The sequence below is a fragment of the Xylanibacter brevis ATCC 19188 genome, assembly GCF_000621725.1.
Taxonomy (GTDB): Bacteria; Bacteroidota; Bacteroidia; order Bacteroidales; family Bacteroidaceae; genus Prevotella; species Prevotella brevis.
On sequence record NZ_JHXM01000020.1, the window covers coordinates 1 to 18,932 of the forward strand.

An 18,932-nucleotide genomic window follows, 5' to 3' on the forward strand; every position below is an offset into this window, starting at 1 on the left:
CAAAGGTAAGTGATTTTCCTCAATATCAAGGACAATTTGGCTCTTTAATGCAAAATCGGCCTTGATAATCTCGCTTTTTCGCAAGCCTGACACACCATAACGCTGATACTTTGCCCATAGAACACGAAGCTGATTGTTATTAATACCATACTCAGTGCAGATAGAATGGATAGATCTGCCAGACTCCAACAGACGCATATATTTCAAACGGTCTGCATAATCATGTTTCTTTTGTTTCCTTCCAGACATAATAAAACCCCAAAAGTTTTTTGTCTAACTTTCGGGGTTCATATCACTTCAGTGCTGTTTGTGTACTTTTCTTATGGCATTTATACGGCCTGATTTAGGTCGTTACTTCGACACAATTTCATTAGCTCTTGACAGAGCCAGGTCAATGTGGTTGCAGATGTTTTCTTCGCCAAGCAACTGAACGAATCCGTTGCGACGCAGCACAGAATCGACTTTTTCGTTGACGCCCGACAGGACGATGGCGATGCCCTCACGCTGACTCATCAAGCACATGTTCTCTAAGTTGTGGAGACCAGTAGAGTCGATGAAGGGAACCTTACGCATGCGGATGATACGTACCATAGGACGGTCGCCGAAGTTGCCCATCAGTTCTTCGAACTTATTACCTGCACCAAAGAAGTAGGGACCGTTGATCTCGTAAACCTCAACGCCCTGAGGAATGGTGAGGTGCTCAAGATTGCCGCTCTCCATATCGGCATCTTCGTTTAGGTCAATCTCATCGCAAATAGCTTTGACATCGGTGGTCTCGCTCATGCGGCGCATGAACAGCAGACATGCACAGATGAGGCCTACCTCGATAGCTACGGTGAGGTCGAAGATGATGGTGAGGAAGAAGGTGAGCAACAGTACGGTGACGTCGCTCTTAGGATTGCGCATCAGGGCAGAGAACGAGCGCCAACCGCTCATGCCGTAGCTCACTACCACCAGAACACCGGCCAGACAGGCCATGGGGATATACTTGGCCAGAGGCATGAGGAACAGGAAGATGAGCAGCAGCACAACAGCATGGATGATGCCAGCGATAGGTGTGCGGCCACCATTGTTGATGTTGGTCATCGTACGGGCAATGGCACCTGTGGCAGGGATACCGCCAAAGAGAGGCGATACGATGTTGGCCACACCCTGACCGATGAGCTCGGTGTTGGAATTATGATGATCGCCTATGACACCATCGGCCACGGTGGCAGAGAGCAAGCTCTCGATGGCACCAAGGATGGCAATGGTCATGGCAGGGGCAACCAGGCCTTTGAGGGTGTCCCATGACAGTTCGGGAACCACTGCGTCTGGCAACTGTGAGTTGATGCTGAAACGGTCACCGATGGTCTCGATGCTGGTGATGCCTGCATACTGCTTCAGCAGCAATACGGCCACGGTCATGATGATGATGGCAATGAGCGAACCGGGAATGCGCTTGCTGAAACGTGGGGCGGTGGCAATGATGGCCACGCTGATAAGACCTACGGCAGTACTCCAGGGATCGATGTCCTTGAGATGCTGGAAATAAGCACCCCAACGAAGCAGGAAGTCGCTGGGCACAGGTCCGTCAATCTGCATGCCCAGCAGGTCTTTTACCTGCGTGGTGAAGATGGTGACGGCAATACCGCTGGTGAAGCCCACAATGATGGGGTAGGGAATGTATTTGATGATGGTACCCAGGCGCAACAGGCCGAAACCGATGAGGAAGACACCTGCCATGAGTGTGGCAATGGTGAGACCCTGCATGCCATATTGGTTGATGATGCCAGCCACGATGACGATGAACGCACCGGTGGGACCACCAATCTGTACCTTACTTCCGCCCAGGGCAGAGATGATGAGACCTGCAACGATGGCAGTGATAATACCTTTCTCGGGTGAAACACCTGATGCAATACCAAAGGCGATGGCCAGTGGCAGTGCCACAATGCCGACGATGACTCCCGCCATCACATCGGCCATAAAGGTCTGTCGGTTGTACTTTCTAAGAGCCGAAAAAAGCTTCGGCTGGAAATCTAAAGTTTTCATCTTTTGTCTTATTATCCTTGAAAAACGGGTGCAAAGGTACAAAAAATATATAAGGTGACAAAGAATTGCCACCTTATATTATATCTTTATAGGAATATTTCTTGATTTACTTCTGCTTCAACAGGTCGCGAATCTCGGTCAGAAGCTCTTCCTGAGTAGGACCCTTCGGGGGCTCGGGAGCTGCTGCAGCCTCTTCTTTCTTTCGAAGGTTAGTCAGTTTGTTGATGGCCTTGATTAGCAGGAAGATACAGAATGCAACAATAAGGAAGTCGATGATGTTTTGCAGGAACTGTCCGTAGGCAAATACTGAAGCACCTGCCTTTTGAGCTTCTTCTAGAGTATTATACTTGTTGTCATCGCTCAGGTTTATATACAAATTAGTAAAGTCGATACCACCAGTAGCCAGACTGATAACAGGCATTAGCACATCTCCTACCATTGAGGTCACAATCTTGCCAAAAGCACCACCGATGATCACACCGACTGCCATGTCGAGCACGTTGCCACGCATGGCGAACTCTTTGAATTCTTTAATAAATCCCATAGTTTTACTGTTTAATAGTTTAACGATATTGAGAATATTGTTATAGTTTCCTTTTTGTCAAGTGAACGTTGCAATCTCGACTTTTCCATCTTGATATACCTCACTTTTCACTTTGTGATTTTCACTTTTATCTTAAAAAACTTTTATTTCGTTGCAAATATAGGAAAATAATTCGTAACTTTGCGCTCGAAACATCGAAAAAATGATTTTTGAACGCAAAATTGGTTGAATTTTATTATTAAACCCTTTAAATAATTAAAGCAAAATGACAAAAGTAGCTATTAACGGTTTCGGCCGTATCGGTCGCCTCGCATTCCGTCAGATGTTCGAGGCTGAAGGTTATGAAGTAGTAGCAATCAACGACTTGACAAGCCCCAAGATGCTTGCACACCTGCTGAAGTATGACACCGCTCAGGGTGGTTTCTGCGGCAAGTTCGGTGAGAACAAGCACACTGTAGAGGCTGGTGAGGACTTCATCGTTGTTGATGGTAAGAAGATCACTATCTATGCTATTCCTAACGCTGCTGAGCTCCCCTGGGGTAAGCTGGATGTAGACGTTGTTCTGGAGTGCACAGGTTTCTACACATCTAAGGAGAAGGCTTCTGCTCACCTGACCGCTGGTGCTAAGAAGGTTGTTATCTCAGCTCCTGCTGGTAACGATCTGCCCACCATCGTTTACAACGTAAACCACAAGACTCTGACTCCTGCTGACACTGTTATCTCAGCTGCTTCTTGCACCACCAACTGCTTGGCTCCTATGACCAAGGCTCTGAACGACCTGGCTCCTATCCAGAGCGGTATCATGACAACTGTACACGCTTACACTGGCGACCAGATGATCCTCGACGGTCCTCAGCGCAAGGGTGATGTTCAGCGCGCTCGTGCTGGTGCTCAGAACATCGTTCCTAACTCAACTGGTGCTGCTAAGGCTATCGGTCTCGTTATCCCCGAGCTGAACGGTAAGCTGATCGGTGCTGCTCAGCGTGTTCCAACTCCTACAGGTTCTACCACTATCCTGCACGCTGTTGTTAAGGGTGATGTAACTGTAGAGAGCATCAACGCTGCTATGAAGGCTGCTCAGAACGAGAGCTTCGGTTACACTGAGGAGAAGCTGGTTTCTAGCGACATCATCGGTATGAAGTTCGGTTCACTCTTCGACGCTAACCAGACCATGGTAAGCAAGATGGAGGATGGCAACTCACTCGTACAGGTTGTTTCTTGGTACGACAATGAGAACTCTTACACTTCTCAGATGGTTCGTACTATCAAGTACCTCGCTGAGCTGAAATAAGATTTTTCAAAATCAGTTATAAATAAAGCCGTTCGATTTTGTCGGACGGCTTTTTTTGTGTACCTTTGTCACTGTTTTATTGATAAGAGCTATGGAAAAAGAAGAAAGATATCAGTTGTTAGTTAATCAGGTTCGTGCTCTGGTGGAGGGCGAGAAAGACCAGATTGCGATTATGAGTAATGTGGCAGCTTTGCTTCATCAGGAGATGAAGTTCTGGTGGACGGGCTTCTATCGTGTGAAGAATGATGAGTTGATACTTGGTCCGTTTCAGGGACCAGTGGCCTGCATGCATATCGGTTTTGGAAAAGGTGTCTGCGGCACGGCGTGGAAACAACGTCAAACAATTGTGGTGCCCGACGTAGAGGAGTTTCCTGGACATATTGCTTGTAGCAGTGCTTCGCGTTCGGAGATTGTGGTGCCCATCTTCTCTAAGGATGATTCAGAACGCGTGATTGCTGTGCTCGACATTGATAGCGAACACTTGAACACCTTTGACAGTATCGATCAGAAATACCTGGAGGAGATTTGTCTTCTCTGCCGTGAAGAAGCCTAAGCGATAAGCTATTTGGCTTCTATGTCGTGGCGACTCTTGGACTTGGTTACCAGCGTGACACCGCTGAACACCAGGATGATGGCGAGCGCATGGCTCCACTTCATGATGCCGATGCCAGTCATGACACTGACAGCAACGGCAACGATGGGTTGCACGTAGTTATAGACAGAGACCACTGTGGGACGTAACACCTTCTGGGCTTTGATAATCAGGATGTAGCCTACGAAGGTGCCAAAGAAAACAACATAGGCAGTCTCAAGAATTGTCTTGGTGGACAGTTCACTACTTACCATCGTGAACGTATGTGGACCCACCAAGGGCATCAGGATGATGGTGGCCCAAAGGAACATCCATTTGTTGACGGTGAAGACGCTATACTGTTTGATGAACTTATTGAAAAGCGACAGATAGAGTGCGTAGGAGAACTGGGCGCCGAGGCAACAAAGGTCGCCGCGAATATCGCCTACCTTGTCGCTGGCGTGAGTAGCCGACGTGAGGATAAGCATCAGAGCGCCACTGCATCCCATGAAGACACCCAGCACCTTTTTGCTGGTGAGTGGCTCTTTCAGGATAAGCGCAGCCAGCAGCATGGCAAAAATGGGCATCGAGGTGGTGACGATGCTGGCATTGATGGGCGAGGTGAACGACAAGCCAATGGTGAAGCCACACTGGTTGCACACAATGCCAAAGACTGCAGCGCCAGCAAAGGTGAACACGTGCTTCAAAGGAACATGCTCGTGCTGGGTGAAAAGCGAAGCTATCCAGAACAGAACGGCACCGCCCATCACGCGAATCATCACCATCGACGGACCGTCAAGTCCGTTGTTCATGGCATCTTTTCCCAATGGTGCCATCAGTCCCCAGATGGCACAAGCAGCAAACATCGACAGATGTGCATAAAGTGGTTGCTTGTTATCCATAACGCGTACAAAGGTACAAACTTTTTTTCGTTTAAAGTGCTCAGATTAGATATTATTTCGTACTTTTGCAATGGATATGAAACAGATGATAACCATACTTGGTCCTACAGCCAGCGGAAAGACGCCTCTGGCTGTGGCAGTGGCAAAGCGGGTGGACGGCGAGATTATCTCGGCCGACTCGCGTCAGGTGTATCGCAGAATGGACATCGGTACCGGTAAGGACCTGGTGGAATATGAAGGCGTGCCTTATCATCTGATTGATATCTGTGAACCTGGTACGAAATATAACCTCTTTCAATATCAACAGGACTTTCATCGGGCTTATCAGAATATCCTAGAGCGAGGACGAACACCAATTCTATGTGGTGGCACGGGCCTCTATATCGAGGCGGTGCTGAAAAACTATCAGCTGTCGCCTGTGCCTCAGAATCCTGAGTTGCGTGCAAGTCTTGAAGGGAAAAGTCTTGAAGAACTGACACAGATGCTCAAGGAACTGAAAGCCAAGAATGGTTCTGTGATGCATAACACCACTGATGTCGATACGGCTCAACGAGCCATCCGAGCCATCGAGATAGAATACGGCAGTCAGCAGCTGCAGTCTTCACAGGAGGCTGAAGCCATGAAAGCATCTGATGGAATAGGAGAGGGCGCACTGCTCATTGGCGTCAACATTGACCGTGAACTGCGTCGTGAGAAGATCACTAGGCGACTGAAGGCCCGACTGGACGAGGGCATGGTTGACGAGGTGCGTGGGCTGATGGCAGAAGGTATTCCCGCAGAAGACCTTATTTATTACGGGCTGGAGTATAAGTACCTGACGGAGTATGTCATTGGTAAACTGACCTACGAGGAGATGTTCCGACAGTTGGAGATTGCTATCCATCAGTTTGCCAAGCGTCAGATGACCTGGTTCCGTGGCATGGAAAGACGTGGTATGCATATCCATTGGATTGATGCAACGCTACCGATGGACGAGAAAGTTAATAAGATAATCGAGATATGGCAGAAGTAGAGAGATGGGGTATCCTTTATTGTCCTAAAAAGGGTTTAGGACGTCACCGCAAGCACTGGATGCGCATTCAGCAGGAGCTGGATAGTCGTGGTGTGCTTTATGATATGGTTCAAAGCGAAGCTGTTGGCAGCGTAGAGCGTCTGATGACGATGTTGATTCGCAATGGCTACAAGACCATCATCATCGTGGGTGGCGACTCGGCCTTGAACGATGCTGTGAACTGCCTAATGCGTGAGGATCAGGAGGTACGCAACCGCATCTCTCTGGGTGTTATTCCCAATGGCTTGTTGAACGACTTTGCCCGCTTTTGGGGCTTCACCGAGCGTGAAGATGCTCAGTCTATCGAGTGGTTGCTGAAGCAACGCGTGAGAAAGGTGGACCTGGGTTGCATCACTTATAAGGATGACGAGGGGCATGACGTGAAGCGCTATTTCCTGAATTGCATCAACATGGGACTGATAGCCGATATCATGAACTTGCGTCGTCAGGCCCGTCAGAAGTTAGGCTCCGTCAAGTTGGCCTTCCTGTCTTCTCTGGTGGTGATGATATTCCATCGCCATGATTACAAGATGCGTATTGATATCAACTATGAGGTTATCGATCGTAAGGTGATGACCGTTTGTGTCGGTAATGCTCTTGGTTACGGACAAACGCCTAATGCCGTGCCTTACAGTGGTATGCTGGATGTGTCGGTGGTGTATAATTCCAGCATCAAACAATTGTTGAACGGCCTTTGGCTGCTGGTCACAGGACGATTGCTGAACCATCGCAGCGTGCATCCTTATCGTACCAGGAAGTTGAATATCGAAGAGGCTAAAAAGATTCGAATAGGCATAGATGGCCGACTGTGGGAATCGCCTGCCGATTCTTTTTCTATTCATGTACTTCCTGAGCAGATTAATTTCCTGATACCCGATTAATCACGGGCTCTTTTGAGAATAGGGAGATTACTCTTTCTGCGAAATCCACAAGAGTTTCTTTTCGTCGAGGATGGTGTAGCGCCTTCCGTCTAAAGCAATGACACCCTCGTTGGCAAATGCTGACAGTGTGCGGATGGCATTGCTGATGTCCATATAGGCCGCGTTGGCAATCTCTTTGCGGCTTGGGTGGGCATTGAGGGTCTTGCCATCGGTCTCGTATCCGCATTTGTCCCTAAGAAACAGTAGCATATCTGCCATCTTGCCGCGTATGTGTTTTCTCTGAAGATTTTGGATTCTGCGTATCAGCGTGTCGATACGTTCTGAGAAGGTGCGAATATACATCAAGGCTATCTGGGAGTTGGTCTCCACCAGGTGATAAACGATGTCGTTGGGCAGTTTAGCAACAATAGAGTTTTCGGTTGCAATAGCAGTAAACTTATACACACCTTTATCGAAGGGTGGCTGACTGGCAAAGATATGTCCCGCAGGCACCATGTTGATGATGTGCTGCTTGTTGTCAAGACCTACTATTTCGTTCTTTACGCGACCTTTATAAACAAAGTAGGTATGTGTGGCTGTATCGCCTTCGTTGAATATGACTTCAGCCTCTGTGTGATGTTCTATTTCCAAATGTTCCAAGAACGTGTTGCGTTGCTCTTCTGTCATGACATGCCAAATGTTTGATATTGATTTGGCAATTTCAATCTTGTCGTTTATCATTCGTTTCCTAAATAGAATCCTAGTTGTACATAATGGTTTACAGTGGACAAAGTTACGTATTTTTTATATAAATGTCAAGAAAAAGATGATGAAAAAGGCATTTTTTTCATAAAAAGCAAAATAATCAGGCTTTTTTTTTGTCGTGACACAAAAAATGTGTACTTTTGGGAAATCAAAATCTAAAACTGAAGATACGATCAGAAGAAACCTTTAAATAATAGGAACTATGAGTTATTTACGATTTGAGAAGGCCGTGATGACAAACTTGGAGGAGAGTCTTCGTCGCGAATTACTCCGTACAAACCGTTCTGGTGCCTATAGCAGTTCTACACTGGTGGACTGTAATACGCGAAAATACCATGGACTGCTGGTTGTGCCAGTACCTGAGCTTGATGATGAAAACCATGTACTTTTGTCATCGCTCGATTGTACTGTGATACAACATGGCGCGGAGTTTAACTTGGGACTCCACAAGTATCAGGGCAACAACTACAGTCCTAAAGGACACAAGTACATACGTGAGTTCGATGCTAGCGTTATTCCTACGACGACCTACCGTGTGGGTGGTGTGATCTTGAAGCGCGAAAGCATTTTTCAGGCTTACGAGGACCGCATCCTGATTCGATATACGCTCGAAGATGCTCACTCGGCTACCACGTTGCGCTTCCGCCCCTTCTTGGCATTCCGTTCCGTTCGACAGTTCACCCACGAGAATTCTGTGGCCAGTCGCGAGTATCACGACGTGGAGAATGGTATCAGAACATGTATGTATGCAGGCTATCCTGACCTGTATATGCAGTTCAACAAGAAGTGCGAGTTTGTGTTCCAGCCCGACTGGTATCGTGGCATTGAATATCCAAAAGAGCAGGAGCGTGGCTATGCTTCTAACGAAGACCTCTACGTACCTGGCTATTTTGAGTTGCCCATCAAGAAGGGCGAGAGCATTATCTTTGCCGCTTCTACCTCAAGTAGTAAAACCGGTAGTTTGAAAAAACTGTTCCAGGACGAGTTGAATTTGCGTACACCGCGCGACAACTTCTATCACTGTCTGGTAACAGCTGCTCATCAGTTCCATAACCGCAAACCCAACGACGACCGCTATCTGCTTGCAGGCTATCCTTGGTTCAAGGCACGTGGCCGCGACACGTTTATTGCTCTGCCAGGTCTGACGCTTTCTATTGGCGAGAACGACTATTTTGAATTGGTGATGAAGACGGCTGAACGCGGACTGTACGAGTTTATGGAGGGTAAGCCTCTCTCCGTACAGATTTACGAGATTGATCAGCCTGATGTCATGCTGTGGGCCGTGTGGGCCATTCAGCAATATGCCAAATACGAGGGCCGAGACCGTTGTTTCGAACTCTATGGCAAATTGCTGAACGATATTGTGAAGTATATTAAGAACGACAAGCATCCCAACCTGCGTTTGGATGACAATGGGCTTGTTTATTCTAATGGTCGCGATAAGGCTGTGACTTGGATGAACTCTACGGCCAACGGCCGTCCTGTGGTGCCTCGTTCTGGCTATATTGTGGAGTTCAATGCATTGTGGTATAACGCCTTGAAATTCTGCGCATCGATGGCTGGTGAACATAACGACCCCAATGGCGCCGCTATGCTTGAGGATATTGCAGCAAAGTGTAAGCAGTCGTTCGTAGATACTTTTGTCAACGAGTATGGCTATCTGCTTGACTACGTCGATGGCACCAACATGGACTGGAGTGTTCGTCCTAATCAGATCTTTGCCGTAGCACTTGACTATTCGCCGCTCTCACAACAGCAGATGAAGAGCGTTGTCGATATCTGTACCCGCGAGTTGCTCACCCCCAAGGGACTGCGTTCGCTGTCGCCAAAGAGTGGAGGCTATAATCCTATGTATGTAGGACCGCAGACTCAGCGTGACTATGCCTACCACCAGGGAACGGCATGGCCTTGGCTTGGCGGTTTCTATATGGAGGCCAGTCTGAAGCTCTACAAGCGCACCCGTTTGTCGTTTATCGAGCGCATGATGGTGGGCTATGAGGACGAGATGGACTATCATGCTATCGGCACCATCTCAGAATTGTTCGATGGTAATCCTCCATTCCATGGGCGTGGCGCCATGTCGTTTGCCATTAATGTGGCAGAGATTCTGCGCACCATGAAATTGTTGGAGAAATACACATATCAAAAATAAATAAGGAGGAACGACAATGAAAGTATTAATGTTTGGATGGGAGTATCCTCCTCATGTGTTTGGCGGACTCGCCACTGCTAATTACGGTATATCAGAGGGACTGAAAGCTCAGGGCGATATAGAGACTGTGCTCTGTCTGCCACATCCCTTCGGAGATGAGAGTCAACATGCTTGTCGCATCGTGGCGATGAATGCGGTGCCCATAGCTTATCGCGACGTGAACTACGACTACGTGAAGAGCCGCGTGGGCAACATTATGGATCCTGACTATTATTTCCGTCTTCGTGAGCATATCTATGCTGACTTCAACTATATGCATGTCAACGACCTCGGAGCTATGGAGTTTGCCGGTGGCTATCCAGGCAATCTGCACGAGGAAATCAATAACTATTCTATCATTGCTGGCGTGGTGGCCCGAACAGAGGAGTTCGATATCATCCACGCTCACGACTGGCTGACGTTTCCTGCTGGCATTCATGCCAAGCAGGTCAGTGGCAAACCGCTCTGTATCCATGTGCATGCCACCGACTTTGACCGCAGCCGAGGCAAGGTGAACCCCACGGTCTATTCTATCGAAAAGAACGGTATGGACAATGCCGACTGCATCATGTGTGTGTCGGAACTGACCCGTCAGACTGTCATTAACCAGTATCATCAGGACCCGCGCAAGTGCTTCACCGTGCATAATGCCGTTTATCCTTTGCCTCAGGAGTATCAGGATATTCCTCGTGAGGATCATACTGGAAAAGAAAAGGTGGTGACCTTCTTAGGACGTATCACCATGCAGAAAGGACCAGAGTATTTCGTTGAGGCTGCCAATATGGTGCTGCATCGCACCCGCAACGTGCGTTTCTGCATGGCAGGCTCTGGAGATATGATGGATGCCATGATTTATCTGGCTGCCGAACGTGGTATAGCAGACCGTTTCCACTTCCCCGGCTTTATGCGTGGCAAACAGGTTTATGAATGCTTGAAAGCTTCAGATGTCTATGTGATGCCTTCTGTCAGCGAACCTTTCGGCATCTCACCGCTTGAAGCGATGCAGTGCGGTACGCCTTCTATCATTTCGAAGCAGTCAGGCTGTGCTGAGATTCTGGACAACTGTATCAAGGTGGACTACTGGGATGTGCATGCTTTGGCTGATGCCATCTACTCTATCTGTGTCAACGAGTCGCTGTTCAACTACCTGAAGGAAGAGGGCAAGCGCGAGGTCGATCAGATTACGTGGGAGAAGGTAGGCCGCTGGATACGCACCCTCTATCTGCGCACCCTTGGCTGGGAATAGTAATAAAATTGATAATAAATAAATGTAATTGATAATTATGAAGACGATTTGTTTATATTTCGAGATACATCAGATTATTCATCTAAAGCGTTATCGTTTCTTCGATATCGGTACCGATCATTACTATTACGATGACTACGAGAATGAGCGTAGCATCAGTGATATTGCGGAGCGTAGCTATATGCCGGCTCTCAATGCGTTGTTGCAGATGATCAAGGACAACGGCAAGTACTTCAAGGTGGCTTTCTCACTCTCTGGAACGGGTATCGAGCAGTTGGAGTTCCATGCTCCCCAGGTTATTGAGAAGTTGCAGGAACTGAACGACACTGGTTGTGTGGAGTTCCTGGCCGAGCCTTATAGCCACGGTCTGTCGTCGCTGGCCAATACCGAAGCCTTTATCCGCGACGTGCAGAAGCAGTGCAAGAAGATTGAGGAACTCTTTGGCAAGAAGCCTACCGTGTTCCGCAACTCTTCACTCATCTATAGCGACGAGATTGGTGCTCAGGTAGCCAGCATGGGCTTCAAGGGTATGTTGACCGAGGGCGCTAAGCATGTGTTGGGATGGAAGTCGCCACACTACATCTATAATTGTAATATGGCCCCGTCGCTGAAGTTGCTGTTGCGCGATGTGGAGTTCAGTGATGATATCTCTTTGCGTTTCAACAATGCCGAGTGGGAGGGCTATCCACTTTTTGCCGATGCCTATATCGATCGCATTGCTCGTCTGTCTGAAGATGAACAGTTCATCAATATCTTCATGGAATTATCGGCTCTGGGCATTGCTCAGCCGCTGAGTTCAAACATCCTGGAGTTTATGAAGGCACTGCCTGCATGTGCTAAGACCAAGGGCATCACCTTCTCTACACCTACAGAGATTTGCTTAAAGACCAAGAGCGTAGGCGCCCTTGATGTGCCTGATACGTTGTCATGGGTTGACGAAGAGCGTGATGTCAGCTGTTGGTTGGGTAACGCTATGCAGCATGAGGCCTTCAACAAACTGTATAGTGTGGCTGATCGTCTGCTCATTGCGAATGATCCACGACTCAACCAGGACTGGGACTATCTGCAGGCAAGCAATAACTTCCGCTTCATGACCACCAAACCTTCTAATGTAGGACTGGATCGTGGTATCTATAGCGGCCCATTTGATGCGTTTACCAATTATATGAATATCCTGGGCGACTTTATCAATCGTGTGAATGCACTCTATCCCGAGGAGATTGACAATGAGCAACTCAACTCTCTGCTCACCACCATCAAGAACCAGGGTGATGAGATTGAGATGAAGGATATTGAGATTGAACGCCTGAAGGCTAAGTTGGCTAAGCTGCAACCCAGTGAGACAGAAAAGCCCGCAGCCAAGAAGCCTGCTCCAGCTAAAAAGGCACCTGCTGCCAAGAAACCTGCTCCAGCTAAGAAACCTGCACCGAAGAAGGCTGCTAAGAAAGCTGAACCAGCTAAGAAGTCTGAAGAAAAGAAATAGAAACTATCATTTTAACCATAGAAAAAGAGGGCGTTTCTTTATTTGAAACGCCCTCTTTTATTGTGTAATAGTGGCACTTTCGCATTGTGAAAGTGCCACTATTGAATTTATCTTACCACGTACTTACGTCCACGAATGACGTAGATGCCGGGTTTCAGTCCTTCCAGTGTGGTAGCCTGCTGACGTACCATACGGCCGAAGCTGTCGTAGATGTCCTGAGGATTCTGCACAGAGATCTTTGGTCTGATGGCAGTGTCCACGTCTTTCACGATGAGGATACCCTCGCTGATGCGGCTGGTGTCCCATGTGATACCATTGGTGTTCTGCACTTTTGGAGTACCGCTGAAACTGTTGGCCTTCCACAGGCGGATAGAGTCGCCAGGGGCCAGTGTGTTCGTCTTCGAAGGTGTCACGATGATTGTACCGTTCATGGTCAGCGTGTTAATGCCACCAATGAACGAACATCCATTGTAAGTGCTAGTAGCACAAGCTGCTGCGTTGATAACGAGTGTGCTGGTAGCGCTCATGTTGACGTTCTTCGAACCAAAGTAGAGTGTGCCAGTGGTAGAACCATTAAACGCACCAGGCTTCACCATTCCGTGGATGGTGTATGAAGAGTTCTTCAACGATTTGTCTGCAGAGTTGTTGCCAGAGAGTGTGCCTGCCTCCTTCACGGTGAGGGCACCCGTTCCCAGACTTGTACCATCCTTGACGCACATCTCGCCTTCGTTGACATAGGTAGCACCCGTGTGATTGCAGGCTGCACTCCATGTCACCTTACCAGTACCCACCTTGATCAGTTGTGCGTTGGCGGTCACCACTACGTTGGTGGTCCAGTTCTCATCGTTACCAACCTCCCAGGCGTTTGTACCGCTGACACCGCTGCCGAAGTCACTGTTACCACCCAGTGATCCGTTGCCGACCACCTTACCGATGCGTAATGTTCTTCCAGAGTTCAGCACCACAACACCGCTGGGGATATTCAGCGTGCCGTTAGGCATACCGTTGCTGGTGTCCAGTGTGAATCGTCCGCCTGGGTCGCCATTGCTGGTAACCGTCAGTATGCCAGCAAAATTATTCAGTCTCAATGCCATGCGAGTACGTGTGGCATACCAGTAGTTTGGATTAGTACCACCCTTGCGCACAGGACATGATACCGTCAGTGTACCTTCACCTGAAATGGTATTGGAATAGGTAGCATCATTCACTGTGTTCCAAGTGCCCGACTTGCCTTTAGGAATATAGATGTTATAGCTGGTACCAGTGTTTTCGTCCAGTCGTCCACCTTGGAATTCTACTGTTTTGGCAGGTGTGGGGGCATTGATACACTGCACCGTACCGCCAGCGATAACCAGACGTTCCAGTGATGAGTTGCTGGTGTTCAGCTTCATCCAGCCGTTGCCCTTCTTAGTCAGTTTCGTACCGGTCATGTAAGACGCAGCGATGAAGTCATTGGCGTTGTTGATCACACCACCTTCTTCTCCCATGAACTTGATTGGAGAACCATTGTTCACAGCTGCTGTGGTGTTCAGTTCTGCGCCATTCTCAATGATGAACAGGTCGCTGTTGCTCGTGACGGCACCCAGGTTACCCTTAGCCTGATTAGCGTTGGCCAGCGAAGAGACGACGACCACACCTTCCGAGATGCGATTGCCGCCCTTATAGCTATTCTCGGTGTTGATGGTCAGCTTGCCAGAACCCTGCTTCACCAGTCGGCTGTTGCCCACGATACTTCCTGTTCCCATCAAGGTTATGTCCTTCGTTCTGTTGACCACGATGTCGCTGGTCTCCACATCGTCACTAATGTTGATAGAGCTAAACTTACCCTCGTCGTTGAATGTCACCTGGTCGCCCGTTACGAAGATCATGCTTTCGCCTTCGCCATCGGCAAAGTTCTCGCTGATGCCGAGGTCCCAAGTGCTTGATTGAGCACCTGTCCAAATTACCTGGCTGGCATCGCGTTGATTCTCGATGATGAGGTAGAGCTTGTCTTCCTCTAATGCCAGGTAGCTCTTCTGCTTGTTGCTCAGTCCTTCAAGTTTGATGTTCTCCAATTTGCCCTTCAGGGTCTTTACCTGTCCCAGCAAGTATTTTCCCTCGACCAGTTCCTCGTTCGTGTTCAGTTTGTTAAACTGGAACACAGGCATCTGGTACTTTGGTCCATACTGCCAGATTTTCTTCTCTATCGTCAGCAGTTCGGCGTTGATCTGGTCAGCCGTAAAGTCGCTGTTCAAGTCGAAGACCATGCGTGAGCCAAAGCCCATCAATAGTGAATCGGTGGTAATAGTACCAATGTTGTCCTTGCGGCCAGGATACAGCTTAGAGTCATAGTCCATCTTGATGCTGCGGAACTTACCACCATCGCTGTAGAGCTCGGCAAAGCGGTTCATCCACACCGAAGTGTTGAGCATCGAACCGTCGAAGTTCACCTTACCTGCCCAGATGTTGGTTTCGCCCGTATAGGTCATATCTACCTTAGGCAGGTTCAGCGTACCGTCACCCTGCTTCACCAGTCGCATATCGCCCGTGAAGGCAGCACCCTTCACGTCGCAGGTGTAATACGTATAGTTGATGCGTCCAGTGCCATTTGTTGAAGTAGAACCGGTGCCTTGTACCCAAGAGGGCGTGTTGAAGGTCACCATATAGGGCTTAGCACCCTCGGCCACATTGACCGTCATGTCGTTGGTCTCACATACGATGACATGCTTGTCGTTCAAAGCAGCAGAGATCGTTCCGTTGTTGGCCACCTCCGTGCGATCGGTCATCGTGAGTGGGGGAGGTGCCATGGTGATGCCTTCCATCTCGCCGAGATAGTAGCTGGCGTGAGGAGGCTGGTTGTAGCCGATAGACTCCCACACCATGCCCTGGCGATACTGGTGGTCGTGCCACAAGCTGTAGTTGCGCCAAGGGGTCTCTATATTAGTAGTGTACACGCGTACGTATTTATTATCTGCAGTGCGTGCAATAATCTCTTCACGCCAGTCGCCCAGCACATCGCCAGTGGCCGAAGGCGTATTCTTCGTCCAGTTACAGTTGGCAGTACCATCTGCCGTAAAAATGCGAGTGCCGTCGGCTTTGACTACCATTGGAGCACCTTCGCGTGAGCTGGCACCATCCAGACCCTCTTCCAGCAAGTCACCATCCCAGTAGATGCGGAAGTTCAGTGTAAATCCGGCAGGACCATTGGGCAGCACCTTGTCTGAAACGCATGATACAACGCCCGACTGACTCGATTTACCGATAGCGCCAGGGAAGTCGTTAGAGAAGTTACCACACAGTGCACGGCCGTCATCGCTGGTCGATTGCAGACGATAGTAGATCTTACCAGTCGTACCATCTCGATAGTTCATAGCAGGCTGATCCTCATTACAGGTGAAGATCTCCTGACCATGACGATAGGGGTCAAAGTCTGAGCAGTGCTGAGCATCACCATGTCCAAAGCCAGTGGTGTGGAGTCCCTGACCATTATCGTCGATCACCATAGAACCGAAGCAGATCTCATCACGTCCGTCCCAGTCCACGTCGGCAATACCGAAGTTGTGGAAGCCCTGACCATGGTAGGGCCACGATTCGCCGCGAAATTCCCAATACTGTGTCAGCTTGTGGGTTGCGGGGTCCACTTGGAATGCTTTCATGTGGTGCTTCGTGTAGCAGCCACGTCCCAAGAAGATGAATGGATGGCGTCCGTCCAGGAAGGGTGCACCGAAGTAGTGCTTCGTAGAGCGGTGACCATAGCCGTCGCCCCAGTCATTGGCGCTGCCACGGGGTAGGGGATAGTCCATCCATAGCGCACCGTCATTGCCGATGGCGTAAGGCTTGCCGCTTGCACCCTCCAGATAGAGCAGGTATTCAGCACCCGTATTGGTGTAGGTCATGTTGGCCGTTTGGTTCACGGTGTTACGTGTGTTCACGTTCATATTGCCGATTTCGGTGGTAGTACCGTCGTTATGATGGATAATCATGTTGTCGGCACCGCGCAACAGGATTTCGGCCTTACCGTCACCATCCCAGTCGTAGCCCACAGCATCATACTGCTCGTCGGGGCCCGACACCATGTTTGGACCCAGGTCGATATACCACAGACGATCGCCCTTGATGTTGTAGCACTCCAACAGGTTGTAGGCGGGTGCGTTCACCGAGCTGCCATCTATGTAGTTGCGCTTCATGATGAACTCGCTCACGCCGTCGCCGTCAACGTCGGCCAGCGCAATATCATTGATGTTGTAGTCGGCCGTGATGTCATTGCCTTGGCGGTCTGTCACGTTCTTTACAGCAAACTGTATGTATTGCTGTTTCAGGCGGGTCACAGCTTCGCATTTAGTCTGTTCCTTGCCGCGTACCACAGCAGCCACCTGGTATGTGGCACCGTCCTTGCCGTCCTTGTCCACATAGTTAGAAACCTTCAGCGGTCCTGCAATCTTGGTACCGTCGCGATAGAGGTTGTACTCCGTATCGTAGTACTCCTCGGCAAAGATGCGCCAGCTAACAAACGAGCCAGCCCCCGATGGAACGGCCACAAGACCACGGTCTAGCTTGTCTGTGGTTCTTTGAGCCCATACGTTGCCCATCATCGTGAAAACCGTCATGAAAAGTAGTAGTAATACCTTCTTCATAGAGTTTTAATTGATTAATGTTAGTAATTTATTTTTGGTTTGGGTGCAAAGTTACGAAGAATGAACCTAACTACCAAACAAATTAATGAAAAAGTGTAATAATTACCCTTTATTGGGGTTTTGAGAAACAATTAGTTACTAAAAGGCCCTTACTGATAACTATTTGAAAATATTTTAGGCGCTATCGTTTGCAGTTTAATATTTTATTATTAACTTTGCGCCCGAATTTTTAAACCATGAGAATATGAGTCAAGTCATCAAGCCCATCGCCTATCAGCCTCTGCTCGACATGAGACAGACGGAACAAGGCATCAAGTTGATAAAAGAGTTTTTTCAGGCTAACCTCTCTACCGAGTTGCGTTTGCGTCGTGTCACCGCCCCTTTGTTTGTATTGAAGGGACTGGGTATTAATGATGACCTGAATGGCGTGGAGCGTGCTGTGACGTTCCCCATCAAAGACTTAGGCGATGCCAAGGCCGAGGTGGTACATTCTTTGGCTAAGTGGAAGCGCCTTACGCTGGCAGAATACAACATCGAACCTGGCTATGGCATCTATACCGACATGAATGCCATCCGTGCTGACGAGGAACTCGACAACCTGCATTCTCTCTATGTTGACCAGTGGGACTGGGAGGCCTCTATTCGTCGTGAAGACCGCACGCTGGCATTCCTGAAAAACATCGTGGAGCGTATCTATGCAGCCATTCGTCGCACCGAGTATTTGACCTGCGAGACTTATCCCCAGCTGAAGCCCTTCCTTCCCGAGAAGATCCACTTTATCCATGCCGAAGAGCTGCTGCAGATGTATCCCGACAAGACACCCAAGGAGCGCGAGGATGCCATCTGTCAGAAATATGGTGCCGTGTTTATCATCGGTATCGGCAGCAAGTTGAGCAATGGCGAGAAGCACGACGGACGTGCCCCCGACTACGATGACTGGAGCACCGTTGCCGAGGACGGTCGTGAGGGCCTCAATGGCGATATCCTCATCTGGTATCCCGTGCTGGGACGTTCGTTCGAACTGTCGTCTATGGGTATCCGCGTGGACAAGGAGTCCTTGCTGCGCCAGCTGAAGATCGAGAATAAAGAAGAGCGCAAGCAGCTTTACTTCCATCAGCAGTTGCTCAACGACAAGTTGCCACTGTCCATCGGCGGTGGTATCGGTCAGAGTCGCCTTTGCATGGTGCTACTGCACAAAGGCCACATCGGCGAGATTCAGGCCAGCATCTGGCCCGACGACATGCGCCAGCAGTGCAAGGAGATGGGTATGACACTTATTTAATAACAAACAAGCATAAGAATCAGTGGAGGCAGGAAGCATCATTTTCCTGCCTCCTTTTTTTGTTAATTAATGTTTGCAACGAGACCTTTTTTCGTGAAA

The 18,932-nt window shown here is 49.0% G+C and carries 14 protein-coding genes; 8 read left to right on the forward strand and 6 right to left on the reverse strand.

From position 1 onward, the window contains the following. The 3 genes from T433_RS0110665 to mscL form a co-directional block, all read right to left on the reverse strand. Positions 1 to 249, reverse strand: a 249-nt coding sequence (locus T433_RS0110665) for a helix-turn-helix domain-containing protein (RefSeq protein WP_027455792.1), incomplete at its 3' end; no start/stop codon positions are given. A 102-nt stretch (positions 250 to 351) separates the two neighbouring features. Next, entirely contained in the window at positions 352 to 2,034 is a 1,683-nt protein-coding gene (locus T433_RS0110670) for a SulP family inorganic anion transporter (RefSeq protein WP_027455793.1), read from the reverse strand. 106 nt (positions 2,035 to 2,140) lie between these two features. Continuing rightward, the gene (mscL, locus tag T433_RS0110675) at positions 2,141 to 2,578 is read right to left on the reverse strand and encodes a large conductance mechanosensitive channel protein MscL (RefSeq protein WP_027451059.1); all 438 of its coding nucleotides are present in this window, start codon (positions 2,576 to 2,578) and stop codon (positions 2,141 to 2,143) included. Between the two features lie 265 nt (positions 2,579 to 2,843). Here mscL and gap point away from each other — a divergent pair, with 265 nt between their 5' ends. Beyond that, positions 2,844 to 3,869, forward strand: coding sequence for a type I glyceraldehyde-3-phosphate dehydrogenase (gene gap / locus T433_RS0110680; RefSeq protein WP_027451058.1), 1,026 nt, complete (start codon positions 2,844 to 2,846; stop codon positions 3,867 to 3,869). A 91-nt stretch (positions 3,870 to 3,960) separates the two neighbouring features. Continuing rightward, the gene (locus tag T433_RS0110685; RefSeq protein ID WP_027455794.1) at positions 3,961 to 4,422 is read left to right on the forward strand and encodes a GAF domain-containing protein; all 462 of its coding nucleotides are present in this window, start codon (positions 3,961 to 3,963) and stop codon (positions 4,420 to 4,422) included. 8 nt (positions 4,423 to 4,430) lie between these two features. On the opposite strand, the gene T433_RS0110690 is transcribed toward T433_RS0110685, so the two are convergent. Next, positions 4,431 to 5,342, reverse strand: coding sequence for a DMT family transporter (locus tag T433_RS0110690; protein ID WP_027455795.1), 912 nt, complete (start codon positions 5,340 to 5,342; stop codon positions 4,431 to 4,433). A gap of 70 nt (positions 5,343 to 5,412) precedes the next feature. Here T433_RS0110690 and miaA point away from each other — a divergent pair, with 70 nt between their 5' ends. Further along, positions 5,413 to 6,354, forward strand: a complete 942-nt coding sequence (miaA, locus tag T433_RS0110695; RefSeq protein WP_044109725.1) for a tRNA (adenosine(37)-N6)-dimethylallyltransferase MiaA — start codon at positions 5,413 to 5,415, stop codon at positions 6,352 to 6,354. Next, complete coding sequence (locus tag T433_RS0110700; protein ID WP_027455797.1) at positions 6,342 to 7,274, forward strand: diacylglycerol/lipid kinase family protein; 933 nt, start codon at positions 6,342 to 6,344, stop codon at positions 7,272 to 7,274. Before miaA ends, T433_RS0110700 begins: the two co-directional genes overlap by 13 nt. A 27-nt stretch (positions 7,275 to 7,301) precedes the next feature. Here the strand turns inward: T433_RS0110700 and T433_RS0110705 are convergent, their stop codons facing one another. Continuing rightward, positions 7,302 to 7,940 (reverse strand): Crp/Fnr family transcriptional regulator, encoded by a 639-nt coding sequence (locus T433_RS0110705; protein ID WP_027455798.1) that lies wholly within the window; start codon positions 7,938 to 7,940, stop codon positions 7,302 to 7,304. Between the two features lie 280 nt (positions 7,941 to 8,220). On the opposite strand from T433_RS0110705, the gene T433_RS0110715 reads away from it, so the two are divergent. From T433_RS0110715 to T433_RS0110725, 3 genes are read left to right on the forward strand one after another with little or no spacing between them, the layout of a single operon-like run. Then, a complete protein-coding gene (locus T433_RS0110715) occupies positions 8,221 to 10,170 on the forward strand; it encodes a glycogen debranching enzyme N-terminal domain-containing protein (protein ID WP_197018967.1) in 1,950 nt (649 codons plus the stop codon). A gap of 16 nt (positions 10,171 to 10,186) precedes the next feature. Next, positions 10,187 to 11,455: a glycosyltransferase family 4 protein gene (locus T433_RS0110720; RefSeq protein WP_027451051.1), complete on the forward strand. Its 1,269-nt coding sequence runs from the start codon at positions 10,187 to 10,189 to the stop codon at positions 11,453 to 11,455. 37 nt (positions 11,456 to 11,492) lie between these two features. After that, the gene (locus tag T433_RS0110725) at positions 11,493 to 12,938 is read left to right on the forward strand and encodes a glycoside hydrolase family 57 protein (protein WP_027455799.1); all 1,446 of its coding nucleotides are present in this window, start codon (positions 11,493 to 11,495) and stop codon (positions 12,936 to 12,938) included. 107 nt (positions 12,939 to 13,045) lie between these two features. On the opposite strand, the gene T433_RS0110730 is transcribed toward T433_RS0110725, so the two are convergent. Then, a complete protein-coding gene (locus T433_RS0110730) occupies positions 13,046 to 17,551 on the reverse strand; it encodes a rhamnogalacturonan lyase family protein (protein ID WP_027455800.1) in 4,506 nt (1,501 codons plus the stop codon). Positions 17,552 to 17,795: 244 nt separating this feature from the next. Between T433_RS0110730 and asnA the strand changes: the two genes are divergently transcribed. Further along, positions 17,796 to 18,833, forward strand: coding sequence for an aspartate--ammonia ligase (asnA, locus tag T433_RS0110735; protein WP_027455801.1), 1,038 nt, complete (start codon positions 17,796 to 17,798; stop codon positions 18,831 to 18,833). The last annotated feature ends 99 nt before the right edge of the window (positions 18,834 to 18,932 follow it).

Bases quoted from the DNA above. Each gene is read 5' to 3' on its own strand.
- T433_RS0110730 (WP_027455800.1), bottom strand. From the start codon at position 17,551: ATGAAGAAGGTATTACTACTACTTTTCATGACGGTTTTCACGATGATG.
- mscL (WP_027451059.1), bottom strand. From the start codon at position 2,578: ATGGGATTTATTAAAGAATTCAAAGAGTTCGCCATGCGTGGCAACGTG.
- T433_RS0110720 (WP_027451051.1), top strand. From the start codon at position 10,187: ATGAAAGTATTAATGTTTGGATGGGAGTATCCTCCTCATGTGTTTGGC.
- T433_RS0110670 (WP_027455793.1), bottom strand. From the start codon at position 2,034: ATGAAAACTTTAGATTTCCAGCCGAAGCTTTTTTCGGCTCTTAGAAAG.
- T433_RS0110700 (WP_027455797.1), top strand. From the start codon at position 6,342: ATGGCAGAAGTAGAGAGATGGGGTATCCTTTATTGTCCTAAAAAGGGT.
- asnA (WP_027455801.1), top strand. From the start codon at position 17,796: ATGAGTCAAGTCATCAAGCCCATCGCCTATCAGCCTCTGCTCGACATG.
- gap (WP_027451058.1), top strand. From the start codon at position 2,844: ATGACAAAAGTAGCTATTAACGGTTTCGGCCGTATCGGTCGCCTCGCA.
- T433_RS0110725 (WP_027455799.1), top strand. From the start codon at position 11,493: ATGAAGACGATTTGTTTATATTTCGAGATACATCAGATTATTCATCTA.
- T433_RS0110705 (WP_027455798.1), bottom strand. From the start codon at position 7,940: ATGACAGAAGAGCAACGCAACACGTTCTTGGAACATTTGGAAATAGAA.
- T433_RS0110690 (WP_027455795.1), bottom strand. From the start codon at position 5,342: ATGGATAACAAGCAACCACTTTATGCACATCTGTCGATGTTTGCTGCT.
- miaA (WP_044109725.1), top strand. From the start codon at position 5,413: ATGGATATGAAACAGATGATAACCATACTTGGTCCTACAGCCAGCGGA.
- T433_RS0110715 (WP_197018967.1), top strand. From the start codon at position 8,221: ATGAGTTATTTACGATTTGAGAAGGCCGTGATGACAAACTTGGAGGAG.
- T433_RS0110685 (WP_027455794.1), top strand. From the start codon at position 3,961: ATGGAAAAAGAAGAAAGATATCAGTTGTTAGTTAATCAGGTTCGTGCT.